This window comes from Streptomyces sp. NPDC054834, from assembly GCF_053611185.1.
Genome location: NZ_JBSGZV010000002.1, coordinates 117884 through 143111, shown reverse-complemented (window position 1 = coordinate 143111; position 25228 = coordinate 117884). Strand labels below are relative to the sequence as shown.

Annotated in this window: 23 protein-coding genes; 22 read left to right on the top strand and 1 reads right to left on the bottom strand. The window is 70.3% G+C overall.

What is annotated here, in order from left to right; translation table 11 throughout:
• Window positions 1–52: 52 nt before the first annotated feature.
• The 16 genes from ACWGJM_RS03275 to nusB all read left to right on the top strand — a co-directional run bounded on the left by ACWGJM_RS03275 (window position 53) and on the right by nusB (window position 16302).
• Complete coding sequence (locus tag ACWGJM_RS03275) at window positions 53–709, top strand: vitamin K epoxide reductase family protein (protein WP_453409957.1); 657 nt, start codon at window positions 53–55, stop codon at window positions 707–709.
• A 44-nt stretch (window positions 710–753) separates the two neighbouring features.
• Entirely contained in the window at window positions 754–2109 is a 1356-nt protein-coding gene (locus ACWGJM_RS03270; RefSeq protein ID WP_453409956.1) for a replication-associated recombination protein A, read from the top strand.
• Between the two features lie 305 nt (window positions 2110–2414).
• Window positions 2415–3029 carry a 30S ribosomal protein S4 gene (rpsD, locus tag ACWGJM_RS03265; RefSeq protein ID WP_453409955.1) on the top strand — a complete coding sequence of 205 codons (615 nt, stop codon included), beginning with the start codon at window positions 2415–2417 and terminating at the stop codon, window positions 3027–3029.
• Between the two features lie 155 nt (window positions 3030–3184).
• Window positions 3185–3646, top strand: a complete 462-nt coding sequence (locus tag ACWGJM_RS03260) for a DUF948 domain-containing protein (RefSeq protein WP_453409954.1) — start codon at window positions 3185–3187, stop codon at window positions 3644–3646.
• A 16-nt stretch (window positions 3647–3662) separates the two neighbouring features.
• Window positions 3663–4010, top strand: a complete 348-nt coding sequence (locus ACWGJM_RS03255; RefSeq protein WP_453409953.1) for a hypothetical protein — start codon at window positions 3663–3665, stop codon at window positions 4008–4010.
• Window positions 4010–6682, top strand: a complete 2673-nt coding sequence (gene alaS / locus ACWGJM_RS03250; RefSeq protein ID WP_453409952.1) for an alanine--tRNA ligase — start codon at window positions 4010–4012, stop codon at window positions 6680–6682. Before ACWGJM_RS03255 ends, alaS begins: the two co-directional genes overlap by 1 nt.
• A gap of 44 nt (window positions 6683–6726) precedes the next feature.
• Window positions 6727–7191, top strand: coding sequence for a Holliday junction resolvase RuvX (ruvX, locus tag ACWGJM_RS03245; RefSeq protein WP_453410250.1), 465 nt, complete (start codon window positions 6727–6729; stop codon window positions 7189–7191).
• Between the two features lie 123 nt (window positions 7192–7314).
• A complete protein-coding gene (mltG, locus tag ACWGJM_RS03240) occupies window positions 7315–9099 on the top strand; it encodes an endolytic transglycosylase MltG (protein ID WP_453409951.1) in 1785 nt (594 codons plus the stop codon).
• A 91-nt stretch (window positions 9100–9190) separates the two neighbouring features.
• Window positions 9191–10030, top strand: a complete 840-nt coding sequence (locus tag ACWGJM_RS03235) for a shikimate dehydrogenase (protein WP_453409950.1) — start codon at window positions 9191–9193, stop codon at window positions 10028–10030.
• Between the two features lie 164 nt (window positions 10031–10194).
• Window positions 10195–11379: a chorismate synthase gene (aroC, locus tag ACWGJM_RS03230; protein ID WP_453409949.1), complete on the top strand. Its 1185-nt coding sequence runs from the start codon at window positions 10195–10197 to the stop codon at window positions 11377–11379.
• Window positions 11376–11891, top strand: coding sequence for a shikimate kinase (locus ACWGJM_RS03225; RefSeq protein ID WP_453409948.1), 516 nt, complete (start codon window positions 11376–11378; stop codon window positions 11889–11891). Before aroC ends, ACWGJM_RS03225 begins: the two co-directional genes overlap by 4 nt.
• The gene (aroB, locus tag ACWGJM_RS03220) at window positions 11888–12979 is read left to right on the top strand and encodes a 3-dehydroquinate synthase (RefSeq protein WP_453409947.1); all 1092 of its coding nucleotides are present in this window, start codon (window positions 11888–11890) and stop codon (window positions 12977–12979) included. The genes ACWGJM_RS03225 and aroB overlap by 4 nt, the downstream gene beginning before the upstream one ends.
• A 182-nt stretch (window positions 12980–13161) precedes the next feature.
• Window positions 13162–14064 (top strand): Pro-rich N-terminal domain-containing protein, encoded by a 903-nt coding sequence (locus tag ACWGJM_RS03215; RefSeq protein WP_453409946.1) that lies wholly within the window; start codon window positions 13162–13164, stop codon window positions 14062–14064.
• Between the two features lie 71 nt (window positions 14065–14135).
• Window positions 14136–15242 (top strand): aminopeptidase P family protein, encoded by a 1107-nt coding sequence (locus ACWGJM_RS03210; protein WP_453409945.1) that lies wholly within the window; start codon window positions 14136–14138, stop codon window positions 15240–15242.
• A 56-nt stretch (window positions 15243–15298) separates the two neighbouring features.
• Window positions 15299–15865, top strand: a complete 567-nt coding sequence (efp, locus tag ACWGJM_RS03205) for an elongation factor P (RefSeq protein WP_361804794.1) — start codon at window positions 15299–15301, stop codon at window positions 15863–15865.
• A 2-nt stretch (window positions 15866–15867) separates the two neighbouring features.
• A complete protein-coding gene (gene nusB, locus ACWGJM_RS03200) occupies window positions 15868–16302 on the top strand; it encodes a transcription antitermination factor NusB (RefSeq protein WP_453409944.1) in 435 nt (144 codons plus the stop codon).
• A 132-nt stretch (window positions 16303–16434) separates the two neighbouring features.
• Here nusB and bldD read toward each other — a convergent pair whose 3' ends face one another.
• Window positions 16435–16938: a transcriptional regulator BldD gene (bldD, locus tag ACWGJM_RS03195; protein WP_086170636.1), complete on the bottom strand. Its 504-nt coding sequence runs from the start codon at window positions 16936–16938 to the stop codon at window positions 16435–16437.
• A gap of 253 nt (window positions 16939–17191) precedes the next feature.
• Here bldD and pyrR point away from each other — a divergent pair, with 253 nt between their 5' ends.
• From pyrR to carB, 6 genes are all read left to right on the top strand, one after another.
• Window positions 17192–17782: a bifunctional pyr operon transcriptional regulator/uracil phosphoribosyltransferase PyrR gene (gene pyrR, locus ACWGJM_RS03190; protein WP_453409943.1), complete on the top strand. Its 591-nt coding sequence runs from the start codon at window positions 17192–17194 to the stop codon at window positions 17780–17782.
• 97 nt (window positions 17783–17879) lie between these two features.
• Window positions 17880–18860 carry an aspartate carbamoyltransferase catalytic subunit gene (locus tag ACWGJM_RS03185; protein ID WP_453409942.1) on the top strand — a complete coding sequence of 327 codons (981 nt, stop codon included), beginning with the start codon at window positions 17880–17882 and terminating at the stop codon, window positions 18858–18860.
• A gap of 5 nt (window positions 18861–18865) precedes the next feature.
• Window positions 18866–20152: a dihydroorotase gene (locus ACWGJM_RS03180; RefSeq protein WP_453409941.1), complete on the top strand. Its 1287-nt coding sequence runs from the start codon at window positions 18866–18868 to the stop codon at window positions 20150–20152.
• Window positions 20149–20742, top strand: coding sequence for a PH-like domain-containing protein (locus ACWGJM_RS03175; protein ID WP_453409940.1), 594 nt, complete (start codon window positions 20149–20151; stop codon window positions 20740–20742). The genes ACWGJM_RS03180 and ACWGJM_RS03175 overlap by 4 nt, the downstream gene beginning before the upstream one ends.
• Window positions 20739–21896 carry a glutamine-hydrolyzing carbamoyl-phosphate synthase small subunit gene (gene carA, locus ACWGJM_RS03170; protein WP_453409939.1) on the top strand — a complete coding sequence of 386 codons (1158 nt, stop codon included), beginning with the start codon at window positions 20739–20741 and terminating at the stop codon, window positions 21894–21896. Before ACWGJM_RS03175 ends, carA begins: the two co-directional genes overlap by 4 nt.
• Window positions 21889–25197 (top strand): carbamoyl-phosphate synthase large subunit, encoded by a 3309-nt coding sequence (carB, locus tag ACWGJM_RS03165; protein WP_453409938.1) that lies wholly within the window; start codon window positions 21889–21891, stop codon window positions 25195–25197. The genes carA and carB overlap by 8 nt, the downstream gene beginning before the upstream one ends.
• Window positions 25198–25228: the final 31 nt, after the last annotated feature.

The following is a 25228-nucleotide window of genomic DNA, read 5'->3' as shown; positions in this document are numbered from 1 at the left end:
CACAATGACCGTGCCCGAAGAAGGTCCAACCCCTCAGTGACGGATCGGCGTGATGAGCAAGACGACAGTCAAGGACGTCTCCACGGAGCCCGGGCCGGACGAGGCCGACGCCGTGCCGCGCACGGTGGGCGGCAGCCGTGCGTTCGCCCTGCTGCTGATGATCACCGGCGCGGCCGGACTGCTCGCCGCGTGGGTCATCACGATCGACAAGTTCAAGATCCTCGAGGCCAAGGTCGCGGGCAAGACCTTCACCCCCGGTTGCAGCCTCAACCCGGTCGTCTCCTGCGGCAGCGTCATGGAGAGCAAGCAGGCCGCCGCCTTCGGTTTTCCGAACCCGATGCTCGGCCTGGTCTGCTACGGCATCGTCATCTGCGTCGGCATGAGCCTGCTCGCCCGGGCCCGCTTCCCGCGCTGGTACTGGCTCACGTTCAACTTCGGCACGCTCTTCGGCGTGGCCTTCTGCACCTGGTTGCAGTTCCAGTCGCTGTACCGGATCAACGCGCTGTGCCTGTGGTGCTCGCTGGCCTGGGTCGCCACGATCACGATGTTCTGGTACGTGACGTCGTTCAACATCCGCAACGACTTCCTGCCCGCGCCGCGCTGGCTGAAGGGCTTCTTCGACGAGTTCACCTGGGTGATGCCGGTGCTGCACGTCGGCATCATCGGCATGCTGGTCCTGACCCGCTGGTGGGACTTCTGGACCAGCTGACAGCCCCGAGGGGATTGTCAGTGGGGTGACTTAGGGTTTCTTGCGTGGAACCCGACCTGTTCACCGCCGCAGCAGAAGAACGCCAGGAGAAGGACCCCGCCGCGAGTCCCCTGGCGGTGCGCATGCGCCCGCGCACCCTCGACGAGGTGGTGGGCCAGCAGCACCTGCTCAAGCCCGGCTCGCCCCTGCGCCGCCTGGTCGGCGAGGGCGCGGGCGGCCCCGCCGGACCGTCCTCGGTGATCCTCTGGGGGCCGCCCGGCACCGGCAAGACGACCCTGGCGTACGTCGTCTCCAAGGCCACCGACAAGCGCTTCGTGGAACTGTCGGCCATCACCGCGGGCGTCAAGGAGGTCCGCGCGGTCATCGACGGCGCGCGCCGGGCCACCGGCGGGTTCGGCAAGGAGACCGTCCTCTTCCTGGACGAGATCCACCGCTTCAGCAAGGCCCAGCAGGACTCCCTGCTTCCCGCGGTGGAGAACCGCTGGGTCACCCTGATCGCGGCCACCACCGAGAACCCGTACTTCTCGGTGATCTCCCCGCTGCTGTCCCGCTCCCTGCTGCTCACCCTCGAACCCCTCACCGACGACGACCTGCGGGGTCTCGTCCGGCGGGCCCTGACCGACGAGCGCGGTCTGGGGGGCGCCGTCGCCCTCCCCGAGGACACCGAGGACCACCTGCTGCGCATCGCCGGCGGTGACGCCCGCCGCGCCCTGACCGCCCTGGAGGCCGCCGCGGGGGCCGCGCTCGACAAGGGCGAGACGGACATCGCCCTGGCGACGCTGGAGGAGACGGTCGACCGGGCGGCGGTGAAGTACGACCGGGACGGCGACCAGCACTACGACGTCGCCAGCGCGCTCATCAAGTCCATCCGGGGATCGGACGTCGACGCCGCGCTGCACTACCTGGCCCGGATGATCGAGGCCGGCGAGGACCCCCGCTTCATCGCCCGCCGCCTGATGATCTCCGCCAGCGAGGACATCGGCCTGGCCGATCCGAACGCCCTGCCGATCGCGGTCGCGGCCGCCCAGGCCGTCGCCATGATCGGCTTCCCCGAGGCCGCCCTCACCCTCAGCCACGCCACCATCGCCCTCGCCCTGGCCCCCAAGTCGAACTCCGCGACCACCGCGATAGGCGCCGCCCTGGACGACGTACGCAAGGGCCTGGCCGGCCCGGTGCCGGCGCACCTGCGGGACGGGCACTACAAGGGCGCGGCCAAGCTCGGGCACGCGCAGGGCTACGTGTACCCGCACGACCTGCCCGAGGGCATCGCCCAGCAGCAGTACGCGCCGGACGCCATCAAGGAACGCGAGTACTACACGCCGGGCAGGCACGGCGCCGAGGCGAGGTACGCGGACGCCGTCGAGTGGACCCGCAAGCACCTCGGTCGCAAGCGGTCCTGAGCACCCTGTAGACTGCCCCGAAGTGCTGAGTCCCGTGCCGTCAGAGCGGGACAGCCAGCCGGAGATCCAGTCCTTCGTGGACCGGCTCCAGGAGCGTCGCGCACCGTCGAACGGTGTCGCGGGCAGCCCACCACCACCCGGACCTCCGGGAAGGGTCGGTGGGCCACTCGCGTGCTGCACGTATGTGCCCAGACCGGGGGAGCGGCTGCCCACCCCGTCCGTCAGGACGAGGAGGGATTCCCCGGCTGCGGATGCGACCTCCCTCGACACTGACAAGCCGGAAATTCAGAAAAGAGACAGAGACAGTGGCGAACCAGTCCCGCCCCAAGGTCAAGAAGTCGCGTGCGCTCGGCATCGCGCTGACCCCGAAGGCCGTCAAGTACTTCGAGGCCCGCCCCTACCCGCCGGGTGAGCACGGCCGTGGCCGCAAGCAGAACTCGGACTACAAGGTCCGTCTGCTCGAGAAGCAGCGTCTGCGCGCGCAGTACGACGTGTCCGAGCGTCAGCTCGTCCGCGCCTACGAGCGTGCCTCCAAGGTCCAGGGCAAGACCGGCGAGGCCCTGATCATCGAGCTCGAGCGCCGTCTCGACGCGCTGGTCCTGCGTTCGGGCATCGCCCGCACCATCTACCAGGCCCGCCAGATGGTCGTCCACGGCCACATCCAGGTCAACGGCCAGAAGGTGGACAAGCCGTCCTTCCGCGTGCGCCCGGACGACGTCATCCAGGTCCGCGACCGCTCCAAGGACAAGACGCTCTTCCAGATCGCCCGTGAGGGTGGCTTCGCCCCCGACGGCGAGACCCCCCGCTACCTCCAGGTGAACCTCCGCGCCCTGGCGTTCCGCCTGGACCGCGAGCCGAACCGCAAGGAAGTTCCGGTCATCTGCGACGAGCAGCTCGTCGTCGAGTACTACGCCCGCTGATCACCAGCCGGGTGTAGCACCTCAGCGTCAGCCCGCCGTCTCCCCGCCCTTCCGGGCGGGCGAGGCGGCGGGCTTTCGTGATTGTCCGGCCCCGGGAGGTAATCCGGTACGGAGCGCCACCCCCGGCGCGATAGGCTCGGTGCACGACTTTCTCGATGTCCAGAGCACGTTTCAGGGAGCGGGTGCGCACAGTGTCCGGTGGAGAAGTGGCCGGAATCCTGGTGGCCGTCTTCTGGGCGATCCTGGTCTCCTTCCTCGCCGTCGCGCTGGCGAGGCTGGCCCAGACGCTCAAGGCGACCACCAAGCTCGTGGCGGACGTGACCGACCAGGCCGTCCCGCTGCTGGCCGACGCCTCCACGGCGGTGCGCTCCGCGCAGACCCAGATCGACCGGGTCGACGCGATCGCCTCCGACGTCCAGGAGGTCACGTCGAACGCCTCCGCGCTCTCGACCACCGTCGCCTCCACCTTCGGCGGCCCCCTGGTGAAGGTCGCGGCCTTCGGCTACGGCGTGCGCCGGGCCCTGAGCGGCCGCAAGGAGGACGTGCCCGCGAAGTCGCCCCGGCGTACCGTGATCGTGGGCCGCACGGTTCCTGCCGCACGACGCAAGCGGAAGTAAGGACTGAGACCGAGCGATGTTCCGCCGTACGTTCTGGTTCACCACGGGTGTCGCCGCCGGTGTGTGGGCCACCACCAAGGTCAATCGCAAGCTGAAGCAGCTGACCCCCGAGAGCCTCGCCGCCACTGCGGCCAACAAGGCCCTCGAGACCGGCCAGCGCCTGAAGGACCGCGCGGTCGGCTTCGCGCTCGACGTCCGCGACAACATGGCGCAGCGGGAGGCCGAGCTCGGAGACGCACTGGGCATCGGTGAGGATCCCGAACTCCCCGCGCCCCGGCGGTATGACGCCATCGAGAACAACCGCAGCAACCCGAAGTACATCGAGAACACGACGTACTCGTACAACCGGAATGAGGACCACTGATGGAGTCGGCTGAGATTCGCCGCCGCTGGTTGAGCTTCTTCGAGGAGCGCGGTCACACCGTCGTCCCTTCGGCGTCGCTCATCGCGGACGACCCGACTCTGCTCCTCGTCCCGGCCGGCATGGTGCCCTTCAAGCCGTACTTCCTGGGCGAGGTCAAGCCGCCCTTCGCCCGCGCCACCAGCGTGCAGAAGTGCGTGCGCACCCCCGACATCGAAGAGGTCGGCAAGACCACCCGCCACGGCACGTTCTTCCAGATGTGCGGCAACTTCTCCTTCGGCGACTACTTCAAGGAAGGCGCCATCAAGTACGCCTGGGAGCTGCTCACCACGCCCCAGGACAAGGGCGGTTACGGCCTGGATCCCGACCGCCTGTGGATCACCGTCTACAAGGACGACGACGAGGCCGAGCGCATCTGGCACGACGTCGTCGGCGTGCCCAAGGAGCGCATCCAGCGCCTGGGCATGAAGGACAACTACTGGTCCATGGGCGTCCCCGGCCCCTGCGGCCCCTGTTCCGAGATCAACTACGACCGCGGCCCCGAGTTCGGCGTCGAGGGCGGCCCCGCCGTCAACGACGAGCGGTACGTGGAGATCTGGAACCTCGTCTTCATGCAGTACGAGCGCGGCGAGGGCATCGGCAAGGACAACTTCGAGATCCTCGGCGAACTGCCGAGCAAGAACATCGACACCGGCCTCGGCCTGGAGCGCCTCGCCATGATTCTGCAGGGCGTGCAGAACATGTACGAGATCGACACTTCCATGGCCGTCATCAAGAAGGCCACCGAGCTGACCGGCGTGGCCTACGGCGACGCCCACCACTCGGACGTCTCCCTGCGCGTGGTCACCGACCACATGCGTACCTCCGTGATGCTCATCGGCGACGGCGTCACCCCCGGCAACGAGGGCCGCGGTTACGTCCTGCGCCGCATCATGCGCCGCGCCATCCGCAACATGCGCCTGCTCGGCGCCACCGGTCCGGTCGTCAAGGACCTGATCGACACGGTCATCGGCATGATGGGCCAGCAGTACCCGGAGCTCGTCACCGACCGCGAGCGCATCGAGAAGGTCGCCGTCGCCGAGGAGAACGCCTTCCTCAAGACGCTCAAGGCCGGCACCAACATCCTCGACACCGCCGTCACCGAGACCAAGGCCTCCGGTGGCACGGTCCTGGCCGGCGACAAGGCGTTCCTGCTCCACGACACCTGGGGTTTCCCGATCGACCTCACCCTCGAGATGGCCGCCGAGCAGGGCCTCTCGGTGGACGAGGAGGGCTTCCGCCGCCTGATGAAGGAGCAGCGGGAGCGCGCCAAGGCCGACGCCCAGGCCAAGAAGACCGGCCACGCCGGTGCCGGTGCCTACCGGGAGATCGCCGACAAGACCGGCGAGACCGACTTCATCGGCTACACGGACACCGAGGGCGAGAGCACCATCGTCGGCATCCTCGTCGACGGCGTCTCCTCCCCGGCCGCCGGCGAGGGCGACGAGGTCGAGATCGTCCTGGACCGCACCCCGTTCTACGCCGAGGGCGGCGGTCAGATCGGCGACACCGGCCGGATCAAGGTCGACTCCGGTGCCGTCATCGAGGTCCGCGACTGCCAGAAGCCGGTCCCCGGCGTGTACGTCCACAAGGGCGTCGTCCAGGTCGGCGAGGTGACCGTCGGCGCCAAGGCCCACGCCTCGATCGACCACCGCCGCCGCACGGCCATCGCCCGCGCCCACTCGGCCACGCACCTCACCCACCAGGCCCTGCGCGACGCCCTCGGCCCGACGGCCGCCCAGGCCGGTTCCGAGAACCAGCCCGGCCGCTTCCGCTTCGACTTCGGCTCGCCGTCCGCCGTACCGACGGCCGTGATGACCGACGTCGAGCAGAAGATCAACGAGGTGCTCGCCCGCGACCTCGACGTCCGCGCCGACATCATGGGCATCGACGAGGCCAAGAAGCAGGGCGCCATCGCCGAGTTCGGCGAGAAGTACGGCGAGCGGGTCCGCGTGGTGACCATCGGCGACTTCTCCAAGGAGCTGTGCGGCGGCACGCACGTGCACAACACCGCCCAGCTGGGCCTGGTGAAGCTGCTCGGCGAGTCCTCGATCGGCTCCGGTGTGCGCCGTATCGAGGCCCTGGTCGGCGTGGACGCCTACAACTTCCTCGCCCGTGAGCACACGGTCGTCGCCCAGCTCCAGGAGCTGATCAAGGGCCGTCCGGAGGAGCTGCCGGAGAAGGTCTCCGCCATGCTCGGCAAGCTGAAGGACGCCGAGAAGGAGATCGAGAAGTTCCGCGCCGAGAAGGTGCTCCAGGCCGCCGCCGGCCTCGCCGGGTCCGCCAAGGACGTGCGCGGCATCGCGCTTGTCACCGGCCAGGTCCCGGACGGCACGACCCCCGACGACCTGCGCAAGCTGGTCCTCGACGTGCGCGGCCGCATCCAGGGCGGGCGGGCCGCTGTGGTGGCCCTGTTCACGGTGAACAACGGCAAGCCGCTCACGGTCATCGCCACCAACGAGGCGGCCCGCGAACGCGGCCTCAAGGCCGGTGACCTGGTTCGCACGGCCGCCAAGACCCTCGGCGGCGGCGGTGGCGGCAAGCCGGACGTCGCCCAGGGCGGCGGCCAGAACCCGGCCGCCGTCGGCGAGGCCGTCGACGCCGTCGAGCGGCTCGTGGCGGAAACGGCCAAGTGAACTCCGGGAACCCCGAGAACACGGCAGGCGGTGAGGGCCGGGTCATGCGCCGAGGACGCCGACTCGCGATCGACGTCGGGGACGCCCGTATCGGGGTCGCCTCGTGCGACCCTGACGGGATCCTCGCCACACCGGTGGAGACCGTCCCCGGGCGGGACGTCCCGGCCGCTCACCGCCGGCTGAGGCAACTGGTCGAGGAGTACGAGCCGATCGAGGTCGTCGTCGGTCTCCCTCGCTCCCTCAAGGGGGGCGAGGGCCCGGCCGCCGCCAAGGTCCGTCGCTTCGCCCAGGAACTGGCGCGCATGATTCAGCCGGTCGGGGTCAGACTCGTGGACGAGCGGATGACGACCGTGACGGCCACTCAGGGGCTGCGCGCCTCCGGCGTGACGTCCAAGAAGGGCCGTTCTGTCATCGATCAGGCGGCCGCCGTGATCATTTTGCAACAGGCCTTGGAATCCGAACGGGTGTCAGGTAATGCACCCGGCGAGGGCGTCGAAGTGGTCATCTGATCGCGATACGGTAACGTTCCGCGCGATGCGACGGTTCTCGAACAGCCGCCGCACAGCAAGAGGCGGAACGGAAGCGGGCCCCAGGAGCCGCGTGACCGCCCGCCTCGCGGCTCTAGGGGATCGATGACTGAGTATGGCCGGGGCCAAGGCTCCGAACCGTGGCATCCGGAGGACCCGTTGTTCGGGGACGACGGATGGGAAGGGCAGCAGCAGGCCCATGTGGGCCGGCAGTCTGTCTACGGCGGCCAGCCGCAGCATGTTTCGCAGGAGTCGCAGTACGGCGACTGGGGCCAGCAGCAGCACGGCGGGTACGACCAGCAGCAGTACGAGTACCACGACGGGCAGGGTCACCAGCACTACGGCGCGCAGGGACAGCAGCAGTACGGCGCGCAGGGACAGCAGCAGTACGACGCGCAGGGACAGCAGCAGTACGACGCGCAGGGACAGCAGCAGTACGACCAGCAGTACGCCGGTCATACCCAGGAGCAGTACCACCAGGGCGGCGGCTGGGACGCCACCGGCACCCACGGACACGTGCCCTACGCCGCGGATCCGGGCGACCCCTACGGCCAGCAGCCGGTGGCGTACGGCGGGGAGCAGCCCGACTTCTACGGCACGCCCGACGCCTACCCCCCGCCGGAGCCCCCGGGCCAGCGGCGCCCCGAACCGGAACCCGTGGCGGAGCAGGAGACGGAGACCGGCTGGGACCCCGGTCCCGACCAGGGCGAACACGCCTTCTTCGCGGGAGACGACCAGGACGACGACGAGGACGACGCCGCACAGAGCCGGCGCTCGCGCGGCGCGGGCGGGAAGGGCCCCAAGCAGAAGAAGGGGCGCAACGGCTTCGCCTGCCTGGTGGTGTGCCTGGTGTTCGGCGGCGGCCTGGCCGGTGTCGGCTACTTCGGCTGGCACTTCTACCAGGATCGTTTCGGCGCGGCGCCGGACTACGCGGGTGACGGGAACGGCGAGCAGGTCTCGGTCGTCATCCCGAAGGGCGCCGGCGGCTATGTGATCGGGCAGAAGCTGAAGGAGGCGGGCGTCGTCGAGAGCGTCGACGCGCTCGTCTCCGCGTTGAACGCGAATCCTGGTGGCAAGGGCGTCCAGGACGGCGTCTACACGCTGCAGAAGCACATGTCGGCCGCGAGCGCGGTCGAACTCATGCTGAGCCCGAAGAGCCACAGCAACCTGATCATCGCCGAGGGCATGCGCAACGTGAAGGTCTACTCGTTGATCGACCAGCGCCTCGGGGTGGCACAGGGCACCACGGCGAAGGTGGCGAAGAACGACTACCGCAAACTGGGCCTGCCCGACTGGGCGCTGAGCCATCCCAATCTCAAGGACCCGCTGGAAGGATTCCTCTATCCGTCCAGCTACGCGGCGGCGAAGGGGCAGAAGCCCGAGGATGTCCTGAAGAACATGGTCTCCCGGGCCAACGAGACGTACCAGGAGCTCGGCCTCGTGCAGAAGGCCAAGTCCCTGGGGCTCGACAACCCCTGGCAGTTGCTGACGGTGGCAAGCCTCGCCCAGGCCGAGGGCACCAGCCATGACGACTTCCGCAAGATGGCCGAGGTCGTCTACAACCGCCTCGTACCCGGTAACCCGCAGACCAACGGCAAGCTCGAGTTCGACTCCACGTACAACTACGTGAAGAACCAGAGCAAGATCGACCTGTCCATCGCCGAGCTGCGCAAGTACGACAACCCCTACAACACGTACTTCGCCAGGGGCCTGCCGCCGGGCCCCATCGACAACCCCGGCGAAGAGGCCCTCCAGGGCGCACTCGACCCGACGCACGACGGTTGGTACTACTTCATCTCGATGGACGGCAAGACCAGCGAATTCACGAAGACGCTCGCGGAACACGAGAAGCTGGTCAACGAATGGAATGCGTCGAGGAAGAAGGGCTGAAGAGCCGACAGCGCCACCTGGCGGGCCGTTCCGGCCGTGCGGATATGATCCGCGCAGGCCGTCAGGCCGCCAGGCTCAAGGACAGGTTCCCATGACACAGAGGGCAGTCGAAGCCCGCCGGGCCGCCGTGCTCGGCAAGCCCATCGCCCACTCGCTCTCCCCGGTGCTGCACCGGGCGGCCTACGGCGAACTCGGCCTGGCCGACTGGTCGTACGACCGTTTCGAGGTCGACGAGGCCGGACTGCCTGGCTTCTTCGACGGGCTCGGGCCCGAGTGGGCGGGGCTGTCGCTGACCATGCCGCTGAAGCGGGCGGTCATCCCGCTGGTCGACGAGATCAGCGAGACGGCGGCGTCCGTGGACGCGGTCAACACCGTCGTGTTCACCGAGGACGGCCGCCGCCTCGGCGACAACACCGACATCCCGGGCATGGTCGCCGCCCTGCGCGAGCACGGCATCGAACAGGTCGGCTCCGCCGCCGTGCTCGGCGCGGGCGCCACCGCCTCCTCTGCCCTGGCCGCCCTGGCCCGCGTCTGCACCGGCGAGGTCGTCGCCTACGTCCGCAGCGAGGCCCGCGCCGCCGAGATGCGCCACTGGGGCGAGCGGCTCGACGTCGACGTCCGCACGGCCGACTGGGCCGACGCGGCCGAGGCGCTGCACGCCCCGCTGGTGATCGCCACCACCCCCGCGGGCACCACCGACGCACTCGCCGCCGCCGTACCGGAGCGGCCCACGACCCTGTTCGACGTGCTCTACGACCCCTGGCCCACCGAGCTCGCGGCACGCTGGTCCATGTTCGGCGGCGCCGTCGTCAGCGGCCTTGACCTGCTGGTGCACCAGGCCGTGCTTCAGGTGGAGCAGATGACCGGTCGCGCGCCGGCCCCGCTGGAGGCCATGCGCAGGGCCGGGGAGGAGGCGCTCGCCGCTCACTGACGTCCGCCGCCGCGTCCGCCTTCTGGACCGGGAGCCGGGGACGGTCCCGGACGTGGGAGGATCGGAGGTGGCGGGCCGGCGCCGCGCATCCGGTCGCGCCGCCCTCGTACGCGAGGACGCGCATACGCAGGGCAGTACCCGGGCGCGAGCACTGAGGAGCACCGTTGAGCAGGTTGCGCTGGCTGACCGCGGGGGAGTCCCACGGTCCCGCACTCGTCGCCACGCTGGAGGGCCTTCCCGCCGGCGTGCCGGTCACCACGGAGATGGTGGCGGACCACCTCGCGCGGCGGCGCCTCGGCTATGGACGCGGTGCGCGTATGAAGTTCGAGCGGGACGAGGTCACCTTCCTGGGCGGCGTCCGGCACGGTCTCACCCTCGGCTCCCCGGTCGCGATCATGGTGGGCAACACCGAGTGGCCCAAGTGGGAGCAGGTCATGGCGGCCGACCCGGTCGACCCCGAGGTGCTGGCGGGCCTGGCCCGCAACGCTCCGCTGACCCGGCCCCGGCCCGGCCACGCCGACCTCGCCGGCATGCAGAAGTACGGCTTCGACGAGGCCCGCCCGATCCTGGAGCGCGCCTCGGCACGTGAGACGGCGGCCCGGGTGGCGCTGGGCGCGGTGGCCCGGTCGTACCTGAAGGAGACGGCCGGCATCGAGATCGTCAGCCACGTCGTGGAGCTGGCCTCGGCGAAGGCTCCGGCGGGCGTGTATCCCACGCCGGCCGACGTGGAGAAGCTGGACGCCGACCCGGTGCGCTGCCTGGACGCGGACGCGTCGAAGGCGATGGTCGCGGAGATCGATCAGGCCCACAAGGACGGCGACACCCTTGGTGGTGTGGTCGAGGTGCTCGCCTACGGAGTCCCGGTCGGCCTCGGCTCGCACGTGCACTGGGACCGCAAGCTGGACGCCCGGCTGGCCGGCGCCCTCATGGGCATTCAGGCGATCAAGGGCGTCGAGATCGGCGACGGCTTCGAGCTGGCCCGGGTGCCCGGCTCCAAGGCGCACGACGAGATCGTCAACACGCCCGAGGGCATCCGCCGCGTGTCCGGCCGCTCCGGTGGCACCGAGGGCGGCCTGACCACGGGTGAGCTGCTGCGGGTGCGGGCCGCGATGAAGCCGATCGCGACCGTGCCGCGCGCTCTTCAGACCGTGGACGTCACCACCGGCGAGGCGACCCAGGCGCATCACCAGCGTTCCGACGTGTCCGCGGTCCCGGCGGCCGGCATCGTCGCCGAGGCGATGGTCGCGCTGGTCCTCGCGGACGCGGTGGCGGAGAAGTTCGGCGGCGACAGCGTGGCCGAGACCCGCCGCAACGTGCGCTCGTACCTCGACAACCTCGCGATCCGATGACGGGTCCGTCGATCGTGCTGGTCGGTCCGATGGGTGTCGGCAAGTCCACGGTCGGACTGCTGCTGGCCGAGCGGCTGGGCGTCGCCTACCGGGACACCGACGACGACATCGTGGCCGCCGAGGGCCGGACCATCGCCGAGATCTTCGTGGACGACGGCGAGCCGGTCTTCCGCGCCGTGGAGAAGCGGGCGGTGTACCGGGCGCTCACCGAGCACGACGGCGTGCTGGCGCTGGGCGGCGGCGCGATCCTCGACGAGGACACCCGAGGCCTGCTCGCCGGGCACCGCGTGGTCTACCTCTCGATGGACGTCGAGGAGGCGGTCAAGCGCACCGGCCTCAACGCGGCCCGTCCGCTGCTCGCCGTCAACCCGCGCAAGCAGTGGCGCGAGCTGATGGAGGCGCGGCGGCACCTGTACGAGGAGGTCGCCACGGCGGTCGTACCGACCGACGGCCGCACGCCCGAAGAGGTCACCCAAGCCGCCCTGGACGCTTTGGAGTTGAAAGAAGCATGAGTGAGGCAGTGACGCGGATCCAGGTCGCCGGCACCGCGGGCACCGACCCGTACGAGGTGCTGGTGGGCCGCCAACTCCTCGGCGAGCTGGCCGGGTTGATCGGCGACCGGGTCAAGCGCGTCGCGGTGATCCACCCCGAGGCCCTCGCCGAGACCGGTGACGCGCTGCGCGCCGACCTCGCCGAGCAGGGCTACGAGGCCGTCGCGATCCAGGTGCCGAACGCCGAGGAGGCCAAGACCGCCGAGGTCGCCGCCTATTGCTGGAGGGCGCTCGGCCAGTCCGGGTTCACCCGCTCCGACGTCATCGTGGGCGTCGGCGGCGGCGCGACCACCGACCTGGCCGGGTTCGTGGCCGCGACCTGGCTGCGCGGTGTGCGCTGGATCGCCGTCCCGACGACCGTGCTGGCCATGGTGGACGCCGCGGTCGGCGGCAAGACCGGCATCAACACGGCCGAGGGAAAGAACCTGGTGGGTGCCTTCCACCCGCCGGCCGGTGTGCTGTGCGACCTGGCCGCGCTGGAGTCGTTGCCCGTCAACGACTACGTCTCCGGACTCGCCGAGATCATCAAGGCCGGCTTCATCGCCGACCCGGTGATCCTGGAGCTCATCGAGTCCGACCCCGAGGCCGCGCGCACCCCTGCCGGGCCGCACACGGCCGAGCTGATCGAGCGGTCGATCCGGGTGAAGGCGGAGGTCGTCTCCTCCGACCTGAAGGAGTCCGGCCTGAGGGAGATCCTCAACTACGGCCACACGCTCGGCCACGCCATCGAGAAGAACGAGCGCTACAAGTGGCGGCACGGCGCCGCGGTGTCGGTCGGCATGCACTTCGCCGCCGAACTCGGCCGTCTGGCGGGCCGGTTGGACGACGCGACCGCCGACCGCCACCGCACGGTCCTGGAATCGGTCGGGCTGCCGCTGCACTACCGCTACGACCAGTGGCCCAAGCTGCTGGAGACGATGAAGGTCGACAAGAAGTCCCGCGGTGACCTGCTGCGCTTCATCGTGCTCGACGGCCTCGCCAAGCCGACCGTCCTGGAGGGACCGGACCCGGCGGTGCTGCTGGCCGCCTACGGCGAAGTGGGGCAGTAAGCGGCGGCACGGTACGTCCTCACCTGCTCCTTCCGCCCGATTCACCTCGCGGGACGGGCACTTCGCACCGCCCCCGGCCGTTTCACCGAACGACGGCCGGGGACGGTACCGTTCGGTAGGGAGCGGGGACAGCCCCGCTGCCGGCGTCAATTGCGGGTACGGACGAGACGGAGTGGCACCGGATGCAGCACGCAGTGGGGTCTGAGCTGCCGCCGCCCCACCAGCCGGGGCAGGGACCGGTCGCCGGCTGGGCGCCGACCGCACATCACCCGGGTGCACACCACCCGGGATCCCACCAGGGCCCCGCGCCCGTGCCCCCGCCGCCCCCGGCGCCGGGCTTCACCGGCACCTCCGCCGGACCGGTGCCGCCCGCGCCCGCGCAGCCCCCGGCCCCGGTCCCGCAGTCTCCGGCCCCGCAGCACCCGCCCGTGCCGCCGGTCGCCGACACCACCGGTCATGTGCCGTTGCCGCCCGGCGGCCCGGTCGCCGTGCCCAGCCCGCCACCCACCGCGGCCCCGGACCCGTCCGCCACGACCCTGGCCGTGCTGCTGATCGGCCCCGCCGGTGCCGGGAAGACGAGTGTCGCCAAGTACTGGGCGGACCACCGCCGGGTCCCCACCGCCCACATCAGCCTCGACGACGTACGCGAATGGGTCCGCTCGGGCTTCGCCGACCCGCAGTCCGGCTGGAACGACCACTCCGAGGCCCAGTACCGCCTGGCCCGCCGCACCTGCGGCTTCGCCGCGCGGAACTTCCTGGCCAACGGCATCTCCTGCGTCCTCGACGACGCCGTGTTCCCGGACCGCCCCGTCGTCGGCCTCGGCGGCTGGAAGCGGCACGTCGGCCCCGGTCTGCTGCCCGTGGTCCTCCTCCCGGGCCTGGACATCGTCCTGGAACGCAACGCCGAACGCACCGGCAACCGCCGCCTCACCGACGAGGAGGTGGCCCGCATCCACGGCCGCATGGCCGGCTGGTACGGCTCGGGCCTGCCGATCATCGACAATTCACAGCTGGACGTGCCGAGCACGGCCCGTGTCCTCGACGAGGTGCTCGCGAGGGCCATAACAAGCCCACCGAGCTGGTGACCACGGGCTGACCGAACCCCACTCGGCCCCCACAAACAGCGCGAACCGGGCAGAACTCCTACGCTCGTCTCATGTCAGAGGTGTACGCGACCCGCCGATCCCGGCTGAGGGAACGCTGCAACGCGGCCGGTACCGCGGCAGCGGTCATCTCCCGCCCCGCCAATGTGCGCTACCTGGCGGGCGCCGCCCCCCAGGACGCAGTTCTGCTCCTCGGCAAGCGCGAGGACCTCCTCGTCTGCGCCGCCCCCCCGGACGACCGCCCCAGCGAGGGACGGCCGGACGAGAACCTGCGCCTGCAGATCCTGCCCTCACCCGGTGGCGACGCCGCGGTCGCGGCGACCGACCTCGCCGTGGCCCAGGGAGCCGACGTCCTCGCCGTGGAGGAGCACCATCTCACCGTCACCCGGTACAGAGCCGTCTCATCCGTCGCGCCCCGCCTCCGCCTCGCCGACCTCGGCGTGGCCGTGGAGCAGCTCAGGGTGGTGAAGGACGAGGAGGAGATCTCCTGCCTCCGCATCGGTGCCGAGATCGCCGACCAGGCCCTCGGTGAGCTGCTGGAGTCCATCCTGGTCGGCCGCACCGAACGGCACCTCGCCCTGGAGCTGGAGCGGCGCCTGGTCGACCACGGCGCGGACGGGCCCGCCTTCGCGACCTCCGTCGCCACGGGCCCGAACGCCGGCCGGCGCGGGCACCGGCCCACCGACCGGCGGGTCGAGGAAGGCGACTTCCTGTCCGTCTGCCTGGGGGCCACCTACCGCGGATACCGCTGTGAGATCGGCCGGACGTTCGTCATCGGTACCTCGCCGGCCGACTGGCAGATCGAGCTGTACGACCTCGTCTTCGCCGCGCAGCGCGCCGGACGGGAGGCCCTGGCGCCCGGTGCGGCCTACCGTGAAGTGGACCGCGCCGCACGCCAGGTGCTGGACTCCGCCGGGTACGCGCAGGGCCTCCCGCCACTCGTCGGACACGGGGTGGGACTCGAAATCGACGAGGACCCGCAGTTGGCTCCCTCGGCCATGGGTAAACTGGACGCTTGCGTGCCGGTCACCGTCGAACCGGGGGTCCACCTCCCGGGCCGGGGCGGCGTCCGGATCGATGACACGCTCGTCGTACGCCCCGAGGCGGACGGCGGACCCGAGCTACTCACCATCACGACCAAGGAGCTGCTCGCGCTCTAGCCTCGCGCTGTGCGCCTGCCCCGGGGTCGTACGTCAGTCCAGGAGATTCCGCAACCGTGGCTTCCACGAACGACCTCAAGAACGGCATGGTGCTCAAGCTCGAAGGCGGCCAGCTGTGGTCCGTCGTCGAGTTCCAGCACGTCAAGCCCGGCAAGGGCCCGGCCTTCGTGCGCACCAAGCTCAAGAACGTGCTCTCCGGCAAGGTCGTCGACAAGACCTTCAACGCCGGCGTCAAGGTCGAGACGGCCACTGTCGACAAGCGCGACATGCAGTTCTCGTACATGGACGGCGACTACTTCGTCTTCATGGACATGGAGACCTACGACCAGCTCCTGGTCGACCGCAAGGCCGTCGGCGACGCCGCCAACTTCCTCATCGAGGGCTTCACGGCCACCGTCGCGCAGCACGAGGGCGAGGTGCTCTTCGTCGAGCTGCCGGCCGCCGTCGAGCTCGTCATCCAGGAGACCGAGCCGGGCGTGCAGGGCGACCGCTCCACCGGCGGCACCAAGCCCGCGACCCTGGAGACCGGTCACCAGATCCAGGTCCCGCTCTTCATCACCACCGGTGAGAAGATCAAGGTCGACACCCGTACGAGCGACTACCTCGGCCGGGTGAACAGCTAACCGTGGCTGCCCGCAACACGGCCCGCAAGCGCGCGTTCCAGATCCTCTTCGAGGGCGACCAGCGCGGCGCCGATGTCCTGACGGTCCTCGCGGACTGGATCCGGCTCTCCCGGGACGACACCCGGCAGCCGCCGGTGAGCGAGTACACGATGCAGCTGGTCGAGGGCTACGCCGAGCGTGCGAAGCGCATCGACGAGCTGCTCGCCCAGTACTCGGTCGGCTGGACGCTCGACCGGATGCCGGTCGTCGACCGGAACATCCTGCGCCTGGGCGCCTACGAGCTGATCTGGGTGGACGAGACCCCGGACGCCGTCGTCCTGGACGAGATGGTGCAGCTCGCGAAGGAGTTCTCCACGGACGAGTCGCCCTCGTTCGTCAACGGCCTGCTCGGCCGGCTCAAGGAGCTGAAGCCCTCGTTGCGCCGCGACGGGGCCTGACGCGACGAGGCCTGAGAGGCACCGCGACACGAACGCCGGAGGGCCCGCAGCACGACTGCTGCGGGCCCTCCGGCGTTCCGCCTTCTGCATGTGAGCAGCGGGCGGCACGTTTCTGCTGAGGCGCTGAGGGGCTCAGCTCTCTTCGTGGGTCGCCACGGCACGGCGCGCGTCCGCGTCCAGCACGCCCCAGCTGATCAGCTGCTCGGTGAGGACCGAGGGCGACTGGTCGTAGATGACGGCGAGGGTGCGCAGGTCGTCCTGCCGGATCGACAGCACCTTGCCGTTGTAGTCACCGCGCTGCGACTGGATGGTCGCGGCGTACCGCTGAAGCGGGCCCGCCTTCTCGGCCGGCACGGTGGCCAGCCGCTCCAGGTCCAGGACGAGCTTCGGCGGCGGCTCGGCGGCGCCGCCCGGCGTGGTACCCGGCAGCAGCTCCTGCACGGGAACACCATAGAAATCGGCCAGCTCGGCAAGGCGCTGCACGGTCACGGCGCGGTCGCCGCGCTCGTAGGAACCGACCACCACGGCCTTCCAGCGACCCTGGGACTTCTCCTCGACACCGTGGAGGGAAAGGCCCTGCTGGGTGCGGATGGCCCGGAGCTTGGCCCCGAGCTGTTTGGCGTATTCGCTGGACATATAGCTCCCCGGACACTGTGTCGACGCGGCTGGCTGTGTTTCCAGCCGCGCGGCTGGTAACTCACTGTGAGGTTACGCAGCGTTACTCTTCTGCGTCAAGCCGAATGGTCCGCAGCGACTCTTCCGTGGTGGCGGCGACGCGTTGCGCCAAGGGGGTGATCGGGGGTGTACGGGGGACCTGCTACCGTGGATGGCGCAATTCCGACGTCCTTTAAGGTCCGTCCCGTGAGGCGGAGAAGGAGGTCCGTTTCGTATGGACAAGCAAGACAAGCAAGACAAGCCGGACACGCAGGCGTCCGATGCGCGGCCCGTTCTCGAAGGCCCCGACATCGCGCGCGTCCTGACCCGCATCGCCCACGAGATCGTCGAGCGCGCCAAGGGCGCCGACGACGTGGTGCTCCTCGGCATTCCGACCCGGGGCGTCTTCCTCGCCCAGCGGCTGGCCGCCAAGCTCGAGCAGATCACCGATCGCAAGGTGCCCGTGGGGTCGCTCGACATCACCATGTACCGCGACGACCTGCGCATGCACCCCCCGCGCGCGCTGGCCCGCACCGAGATCCCCGGTGACGGCATCGACGGCCGTCTGGTCGTCCTCATCGACGACGTGCTCTTCTCCGGCCGCACCATCCGTGCCGCCCTCGACGCCCTGAACGACATCGGGCGCCCGCGCGCGGTGCAGCTCGCGGTCCTCGTCGACCGCGGTCACCGCGAACTGCCCATCCGCGCCGACTACGTCGGCAAGAACCTCCCCACGTCGCTGCGGGAGACGGTCAAGGTCCAGCTCGCCGAGGAGGACGGTCGCGACACCGTGCTGCTCGGTGTGAAGCCGACCGCCCAGCAGTAGCACGCGCGCGTGCGGCCCCTCGGGCCGTACGCCCCCTCGCCGTGCCCCTGTCTGCCCGGAATCTCCCGAATCCGAACTGCCTTACGGAGCCTGACAGATGCAGCGTCATCTCATCTCGGCCGCCGACCTCACCCGCGACGACGCCGTCCTGATCCTCGACACCGCCGAGGAGATGGCCCGGGTCGCCGACCGGCCCATCAAGAAGCTGCCGACCCTGCGCGGCCGCACGATCGTCAACCTCTTCTTCGAGGACTCCACCCGGACCCGGATCTCCTTCGAGGCCGCCGAGAAGCGCCTCTCCGCGGATGTGATCAACTTCTCCGCCAAGGGATCGTCGGTGTCGAAGGGCGAGTCCCTGAAGGACACCGCCCAGACCCTGGAGGCCATGGGCGTCGACGCCGTCGTCATCCGCCACGGTGCCTCCGGAGCCCCTTACCGCCTGGCCACATCCGGCTGGATCGACGCCGCCGTCATCAACGCCGGCGACGGCACCCACCAGCACCCCACCCAGGCCCTGCTGGACGCCTTCACCATGCGCAGACGGCTGGTCGGCCGGGATGCCGGGATCGGCCAGGACCTGTCCGGCAAGCGCATCACGATCGTCGGCGACATCCTGCACAGCCGGGTCGCCCGCTCCAACGTCGACCTGCTGCACACCCTCGGCGCCGAGGTCACCCTGGTCGCGCCGCCCACGCTGGTGCCGGTCGGCGTCGAGACCTGGCCGTGCGAGGTGTCGTACGACCTCGACAGCACGCTGCCGAAGTCCGACGCGGTGATGATGCTCCGCGTCCAGCGTGAGCGCATGAACGCGGCCTTCTTCCCCACCGAGCGCGAGTACTCACGGCGCTACGGCCTCGACGGCGACCGCATGGCGCGGATGCCCGAGCACGCCATCGTGATGCACCCCGGGCCGATGGTCCGCGGTATGGAGATCACCGCCGAGGTCGCCGACTCCGAGCGCTGCACCGTCGTCGAGCAGGTCGCCAACGGCGTCTCCATCCGGATGGCCGTCATGTACCTGCTGCTCGGCGGCAACGAACCCGCCGTCACCCACGCCCGCACCATCGAGGAGAAGTAAGACCCATGAGCAAGATCCTGATCCGTGGTGCGAAGGTGCTTGGCGGCGAGCCGCAGGACGTGCTGATCGACGGCGAAGTCATCGAGGCGGTCGGCACCGGGCTGTCCGCCGAGGGAGCAGAGGTCGTCGAGGCCGGCGGCAAGGTGCTGCTGCCGGGACTGGTCGACCTGCACACCCACCTGCGCGAGCCCGGCCGCGAGGACTCCGAGACCGTCCTCACCGGCACCCGCGCGGCCGCTTCCGGCGGCTACACGGCCGTGTTCGCCATGGCCAACACCTTCCCGGTCGCCGACACCGCCGGCGTGGTCGAGCAGGTCTACCGGCTCGGCCAGGAGCACGGCTACTGCGACGTGCAGCCCATCGGCGCCGTCACCGTCGGCCTGGAGGGCAGGAAGCTCGCCGAGCTGGGCGCGATGCACGAGTCGGCCGCCGGGGTCACCGTCTTCTCCGACGACGGCAAGTGTGTCGACGACGCCGTGATCATGCGCCGGGCGCTCGAGTACGTGAAGGCCTTCGGCGGAGTCGTCGCCCAGCACGCGCAGGAGCCCAGGCTCACCGAGGGCGCCCAGATGAACGAGGGCGTCGTCTCCGCCGAGCTGGGGCTCGGGGGCTGGCCGGCCGTCGCCGAGGAGTCGATCATCGCCCGGGACGTGCTGCTCGCCGAGCACGTCGGCTCCCGCGTGCACATCTGCCACCTGTCGACCGCCGGAAGCGTCGAGATCGTCCGCTGGGCCAAGTCCCGCGGCATCCAGGTCACCGCCGAGGTCACCCCGCACCACCTGCTCCTCACCGACGAGCTGGTGCGCAGCTACAACCCCGTCTACAAGGTCAACCCGCCGCTGCGCACCGAGCGGGACGTGTACGCCCTGCGCGAGGCGCTCGCCGACGGCACGATCGACATCGTCGCCACCGACCACGCCCCGCACCCGCACGAGGACAAGGACTGCGAGTGGGCCGCGGCCGCGATGGGCATGGTCGGTCTGGAGACCGCGTTGTCGGTGGTCCAGGAGACCATGGTGGACACGGGCCTGCTGGACTGGGCCGGCGTCGCCGACCGGATGTCCGTCGAGCCCGCGCGGATCGGACGGGCCGGCGGCCACGGCCGGCCCGTCTCGGCAGGTGAGCCCGCCAACCTCACCCTCGTCGACACGGCCTACCGTGGCCTGGTGGACCCCGCGGGCTTCGCCTCGCGCAGCCGCAACACCCCGTACGAGGGACGTGAGCTGCCGGGCCGTGTCACCCACACGTGGCTGCGGGGCAAGGCCACGCTCGTCGACGGGAAGCTCACGTGACACCTGCAACTTGGCTCGCGGCCGGACTCGCGACCGGACTGGCGGCCGACAAGAAATCGGCCGATGTGACCGACTGGACCGCCCGCATCGGCTGGCTCGTCGGACTCGCCCTCTTCGTCGCGCTCGTCTACTGGCTGATGCGCGAGGGCTGGAAGTGGCGCGGCACCCTCCAGGGTGACCTCCCGGAGTTGCCGACCGCGCCAGACGAGACCGGCTCGGCGAAACTGAGCATGACCGGCCGCTACCACGGCTCCACCACCGCCGGGCAGTGGCTGGACCGCATCGTGGCGCACGGCCTGGGCACCCGCAGCCGGGCCGAGCTCACCCTGACGGACGCGGGCCTGGACGTCGTACGCCCCGGGGCGGCCGACTTCTTCGTCCCCGCCGCCGCGCTGCGCGAGGCCCGGCTCGACAAGGGCATCGCCGGCAAGGTCCTCACCGAGGGCGGGCTGCTGATCGTCACCTGGCAGCACGGCGACCGGCTGATCGACTCGGGGTTCCGCTCGGACCGGGCTGCCGAGCACCATGAGTGGGTCGCCGCCCTCAACTCCATGATCAAGACAACCAGCACGGAAGGCGCCGAACGATGACGACCTCCACCAGGGGAACCGCCTCCCAGAGGCACAAGGCGGCTCCCGCCGTACTCGTCCTGGAGGACGGCCGGATCTTCCGCGGCCGCGCCTACGGGGCCGTGGGGGTGACCTTCGGCGAGGCCGTGTTCTCCACCGGCATGACCGGCTACCAGGAGACCCTCACCGACCCCTCCTACCACCGCCAGGTCGTGGTGATGACCGCCCCGCACGTCGGCAACACCGGCGTCAACGACGAGGACCCCGAGTCCAAGCGCATCTGGGTGGCCGGTTACGTGGTGCGCGACCCCGCGCGCGTGCCGTCCAACTGGCGATCGAGGCGCTCCCTGGACGAGGAACTCGCCGCGCAGGGCGTCGTCGGCATCTCCGGCATCGACACCCGCGCCCTCACCCGCCACCTGCGCGAGCGCGGCGCCATGCGCGTCGGCATCTTCTCCGGCAACGCCCTGCCCGACGAGGGCACCATGCTCGCCGAGGTCCGCCAGGCCCCCGAGATGAAGGGCGCCGACCTCTCCGCCGAGGTCGCGACCCAGGAGGCGTACGTCGTCCCCGCGGTCGGCGAGAAGAAGTTCACCGTCGCCGCCGTCGACCTCGGCATCAAGGGCATGACCCCGCACCGCATGGCCGAGCGCGGCATCGAGGTGCACGTGCTGCCGGCGACCGCGACCGTCGAGGACGTCTACGCCGTGAACCCGGACGGCGTGTTCTTCTCCAACGGCCCCGGCGACCCGGCCACCGCCGACCACCCGGTCTCCGTCATGCAGGGCGTCCTGGAGCGCGGCACCCCGCTGTTCGGCATCTGCTTCGGCAACCAGATCCTCGGTCGCGCCCTCGGCTTCGGCACCTACAAGCTGAAGTACGGCCACCGCGGCATCAACCAGCCCGTGCAGGACCGTACGACCGGCAAGGTCGAGGTCACCGCGCACAACCACGGTTTCGCCGTCGACGCCCCGCTCGGGAAGGCGACCGAGACCCCCTACGGCCGCGTCGAGGTCTCCCACGTCTGCCTGAATGACAACGTGGTGGAGGGTCTCCAGCTCCTCGACCGCCCGGCCTTCAGCGTCCAGTACCACCCCGAAGCGGCAGCGGGCCCCCACGACGCCGCCTACCTGTTCGACCGCTTCGTATCCCTGATGGAGGGCCAGCGTGCCTAAGCGCACCGATATCCAGTCCGTCCTGGTCATCGGCTCCGGCCCGATCGTCATCGGCCAGGCCGCCGAGTTCGACTACTCCGGCACCCAGGCGTGCCGTGTCCTGAGGGCCGAGGGGCTGAGAGTCGTACTCGTCAACTCCAACCCGGCGACGATCATGACCGACCCGGAGATCGCCGACGCCACCTACGTCGAGCCGATCACCCCGGAGTTCGTCGAGAAGATCATCGCCAAGGAGCGGCCCGACGCGCTGCTGCCCACCCTGGGCGGCCAGACGGCCCTCAACACCGCCATCTCGCTGGACGAGAACGGCGTCCTGGACAAGTACGGCGTCGAGCTGATCGGTGCCAATGTCGAGGCCATCCACAAGGGCGAGGACCGCGACCAGTTCAAGGAGGTCGTGGAGGAGGTCCGCAGGAAGATCGGGCACGGTGAGTCCGCCCGGTCCGTGATCTGCCACACCATGGACGAGGTGCTCGCCGGTGTCGAGCAGCTCGGCGGCTACCCGGTCGTCGTCCGCCCCTCCTTCACCATGGGCGGCGCCGGCTCCGGTTTCGCCCACGACGAGGACGAACTGCGCCGCATCGCCGGCCAGGGCCTCACGCTCTCCCCGACCACCGAGGTGCTCCTGGAGGAGTCCATCCTCGGCTGGAAGGAGTACGAGTTGGAGCTGATGCGCGACAAGCACGACAACGTCGTGGTCGTCTGCTCCATCGAGAACTTCGACCCCATGGGCGTGCACACCGGCGACTCGATCACCGTCGCACCGGCGATGACGCTGACCGACCGCGAGTACCAGATCCTGCGTGACATCGGCATCGCCGTCATCCGCGAGGTCGGCGTCGACACCGGCGGCTGCAACATCCAGTTCGCGGTGAACCCCGAGGACGGCCGTGTGATCGTCATCGAGATGAACCCGCGCGTGTCCCGCTCCTCGGCCCTGGCCTCCAAGGCGACCGGCTTCCCGATCGCCAAGATCGCGGCCAAGCTCGCGGTCGGCTACACCCTCGACGAGATCCCGAACGACATCACGCAGGAGACCCCGGCATCCTTCGAGCCGACCCTCGACTACGTGGTCGTCAAGGCCCCGCGGTTCGCCTTCGAGAAGTTCCCGCAGGCCGACTCCACGCTGACCACCACCATGAAGTCGGTCGGCGAGGCCATGGCCATCGGCCGCAACTTCACCGAGGCCTTCCAGAAGGCGCTGCGCTCGCTGGAGAAGAAGGGCAGCCAGTTCGCCTTCACCGGCGAGACCGGCGACAAGGCCGCCCTGCTGGCGGAGGCGGTGCGTCCTACCGACGGCCGCATCAACACCGTCATGCAGGCCATCCGCGCGGGCGCCACGCCCGAGGAGGTCTTCGAGTTCACGAAGATCGACCCGTGGTTCGTCGACCAGCTCTTCCTGCTCAAGGAGATCGCGGACGAGCTGGCCGAGGCGCCCGAGCTCACCGCCGAACTCCTCGCCGAGGCCAAGCGGCACGGCTTCTCCGACCAGCAGATCGGCGAGATCCGCGGACTGCGCGAGGACGTCGTCCGCGAGGTCCGGCACGCGCTGGGCATCCGCCCGGTCTACAAGACCGTCGACACTTGCGCCGCCGAGTTCGCCGCGAAGACGCCGTACTTCTACTCCTCCTACGACGAGGAGACCGAGGTCGCGCCGCGCGAGAAGCCCGCGGTCATCATCCTGGGCTCCGGCCCGAACCGCATCGGCCAGGGCATCGAGTTCGACTACTCCTGCGTCCACGCCTCCTTCGCGCTGAGCGACGCCGGGTACGAGACCGTGATGGTCAACTGCAACCCGGAGACCGTCTCCACGGACTACGACACCTCCGACCGCCTGTACTTCGAGCCGCTCACGCTCGAGGACGTGCTGGAGATCGTGCACGCCGAGCAGCAGGCCGGTCCGGTCGCGGGCGTCGTCGTGCAGCTGGGCGGCCAGACCCCGCTCGGCCTGTCGCAGGCACTGAAGGACAACGGCGTGCCGATCGTGGGCACCTCCCCGGAGGCCATCCACGCCGCCGAGGACCGCGGCGCCTTCGGCCGGGTCCTCGCGGAGGCCGGCCTGCCCGCCCCCAAGCACGGCACGGCCACCACCTTCGACGAGGCCAAGGCCATCGCCGACGAGATCGGCTACCCGGTCCTGGTCCGGCCCTCGTACGTGCTCGGCGGGCGCGGCATGGAGATCGTCTACGACGAGACCCGGCTGGCCACCTACATCGCCGAGTCGACCGAGATCAGCCCCTCCAGGCCGGTGCTGGTCGACCGGTTCCTCGACGACGCCATCGAGATCGACGTCGACGCCCTGTACGACGGCGAGGAGCTGTACCTCGGCGGCGTCATGGAGCACATCGAGGAGGCCGGCATCCATTCCGGCGACTCGGCGTGCGCCCTGCCCCCGATCACGCTGGGCGGCTTCGACATCAAGCGGCTGCGCGCCTCGACCGAGGCCATCGCGCGCGGGGTGGGCGTCCGCGGCCTGATCAACATCCAGTTCGCGATGGCGGGCGACATCCTCTACGTCCTGGAGGCCAACCCGCGCGCGTCCCGTACGGTCCCCTTCACCTCGAAGGCGACCGCGGTGCCGCTGGCCAAGGCCGCCGCCCGGATCTCGCTGGGCGCGACCATCGCCGAGCTGCGCGAGGAGGGCCTGCTGCCGAGGCACAGCGACGGCGGCGAGCTGCCCCTGGACGCGCCGATCTCCGTCAAGGAGGCGGTCATGCCGTGGTCCCGCTTCCGCGACATCCACGGCCGGGGCGTCGACACCGTCCTCGGTCCGGAGATGCGCTCCACCGGCGAGGTCATGGGCATCGACTCCGTCTTCGGCACCGCGTACGCGAAGTCGCAGGCCGGGGCGTACGGCCCGCTGCCCACCAAGGGCCGCGCGTTCATCTCGGTCGCCAACCGCGACAAGCGCTCGATGATCTTCCCGGCGCGCGAGCTGGTCGCCCACGGCTTCGAGCTGCTCGCCACCTCCGGCACGGCCGAGGTCCTCAAGCGCAACGGCATCAACGCCACGATCGTGCGCAAGCAGTCCGAGGGCACCGGCCCGAACGGCGAGCGGACCATCGTCCAGCTCATCCACGACGGCGAGGTCGACCTCATCGTCAACACCCCGTACGGCACCGGTGGCCGCCTCGACGGCTACGAGATCCGTACGGCGGCCGTGGCCCGGTCCGTGCCCTGCCTGACGACGGTCCAGGCGCTCGCCGCGGCGGTCCAGGGCATCGACGCCCTGAACCACGGTGACGTGGGAGTCCGTTCGCTCCAGGAACACGCGGAACATCTGACCGCGGCCCGCGACTAGCAGCCGACGAGGGGGACACCGGGAACGGTGT